At 76.8% G+C, this 1,981-nt stretch carries 3 protein-coding genes and 1 pseudogene; all 4 read left to right on the top strand.

What is annotated here, in order from left to right:
* Nucleotides 1–380 (top strand): TetR/AcrR family transcriptional regulator C-terminal domain-containing protein (locus tag HUW36_RS31865; protein ID WP_174531455.1); only part of this gene is annotated, 380 nt, incomplete at its 5' end.
* 37 nt (nt 381–417) lie between these two features.
* The gene (locus HUW36_RS31860) at nt 418–1,008 is read left to right on the top strand and encodes a DinB family protein (protein WP_174531454.1); all 591 of its coding nucleotides are present in this window, start codon (nt 418–420) and stop codon (nt 1,006–1,008) included.
* Nucleotides 1,009–1,074: 66 nt separating this feature from the next.
* Entirely contained in the window at nt 1,075–1,563 is a 489-nt protein-coding gene (locus HUW36_RS31855; RefSeq protein ID WP_174531453.1) for a YbaK/EbsC family protein, read from the top strand.
* Nucleotides 1,560–1,981, top strand: a pseudogene (locus HUW36_RS31850) (monooxygenase); the annotation flags it as partial. The gene HUW36_RS31855 and the pseudogene HUW36_RS31850, both read left to right, overlap by 4 nt.

Genomic DNA, 1,981 nt, shown 5'->3' with positions numbered 1-1,981 from the left:
GGTTCCGCCGGCACCCGTGGGCGCAGGCGGCGGCCGTGGGCGCCCGGCTGCCCGGACCGCACGAACTGTCCTGGGTGGAACGGGTCGTCGCCGCGCTCGCCGGGACGGGGCTCACCGCGACCGAGCGGCTGGACGTGGCGACGCTGCTGGTCGGGCACGCCCGCAACCTGGCCGGCCTGCCGCCCGGGTCCGGCCGGGAGGCGGCGTTCGGCACGCTGGTGCGGGGCCGCGAGGAACGCTACCCGGCGCTGGACGCCGCGCTGCGCCCCGGCCCGGACGGTCCGGCCGACCACGACACCCTCGACTTCGGCCTGGCCCGCATCCTCGACGGCATCGCCGCGTTCGTCGCCGCCCGCGCCACCGGCGGCGACCCGCCGTGACCTCACCGGATCGTCCGGGGGCGGCAGACTGACGCGCATGGCTGACAAGGACGACCCGAAGACGGCGCTGCGCCACTACCTCCAGGCGTGCCGCGACGACCTGATCTGGAAGCTCGACGGGTTGGGTGAACGCGACGCCCGGCTGCCCCGTACCCCGACCGGCACCAGCCTGCTGGGCATCGTCAAGCACTGCCTCAACGTCGAGGCCGGCTACTTCGGGCCCACCTTCGGCCGCGAGTTCCCGACGCCCGAGGAACTGGTCTCCCCGGCCGCGCAGGAGGAGGACCCCCAGGCCGACTGGTACGCCCGGGAGGACGAGACGAAGGACGGGTTGATCGACCTCTACCGGCGCGTCGGGGCCTTCGCCGACGAGACGATCGCCGAGCTGCCGCTCGACGCCCCGGGACGGGTGCCGTGGTGGGGGCCGGACGCCCCGGACGTGACCCTGCACGAGATCGTCGTGCGCGTGGTCTACGACCTCGCCCGCCACGCGGGGCAGGCCGACATCCTGCGCGAACAGCACGACGGGGCGATCGGTTGGCAGCAGGGGAACACCAGCCTCCCCCGGGACCACGACTGGCCCGCGTACGTCGCCAAGCTGACCGTGCTCGCCGACCGGTTCCGGTAGCCGGGCCGGCGGGACGCGGCGTGGGTGGCTGCGCGCCGGGTGGGCGCGGCGGGGAGAATGGCCGGCATGCAGCCACACCCGAACGTGCAGGCGGTGCAGCGGGCGCTCGACGACGCGCAGGCGCGGGACGGCGCCGGCGACCCGAGCGTCGTCCGTCTGCTTCCCGAGGCGGTGCACACCGCCGCCGCGGCGGCGGAGGCGCTCGGCGTCACCGTCGGCGCCATCGCCAACTCGCTGATCTTCGACGCGGACGACGCGCCGCTGCTGGTGCTCACCTCCGGCGCGCACCGGGTGGACACGGCCGGGCTGGCCGCCACGCTGGGCGTGACCCACCTGCGCCGGGCCAGCCCCGACTTCGTCCGGCGGCACACCGGCCAGGTGATCGGCGGGGTCGCCCCGGTCGGTCACCCCGGGCCGTTGCGCACCCTGGTCGACACCGCCCTGGCCGACCACGACGAGGTGTGGGCGGCCGGGGGCGTACCCCAGGCGGTGTTCCCCACCACGTACGCGGAACTGCTGCGGATCACCGCCGGCACCCCGGCCGAGGTGGCGTGAACCCCGACCTGGTCACGCTGCACGTGTGGCGCGTCCCCCGCCGGTCCGTGCCCGGTGCGCTGGCCCGGATGGCCACCCACCCGGCCCGGCTGCGCCGCCTGCCCGGCGTCCGCTTCGCCAAGCTGCTCGGCACCGGGACCGGCACCGGCTTCGGGCCGGGTGACGCCGACCTGACCCGCTGGGCCGCGCTCGTGGTCTGGGACTCCCCCGCCGACGCGGCCGGCTTCGACTCCTCCCCGGTCGCCCGGTCCTGGGCCCGGATCGCGCGCGCCGCCGTGCGGGTGGACCTGCGCCCGCTGACCAGCCGGGGCGAGTGGTCCGGCCGGGAACCGTTCGGCACACCGACCGGCGGCCGGGTCACCGGGCCGGTGCTGGCACTGACCCGGGCCCGGTTGCGGGCCCGCCGGGCGGCCACGTT

It is taken from the genome of Micromonospora maritima (assembly GCF_902825405.1).
GTDB lineage: Bacteria > Actinomycetota > Actinomycetes > Mycobacteriales > Micromonosporaceae > Micromonospora > Micromonospora maritima.
This window is presented reverse-complemented; position numbering and strand designations above follow the sequence as displayed.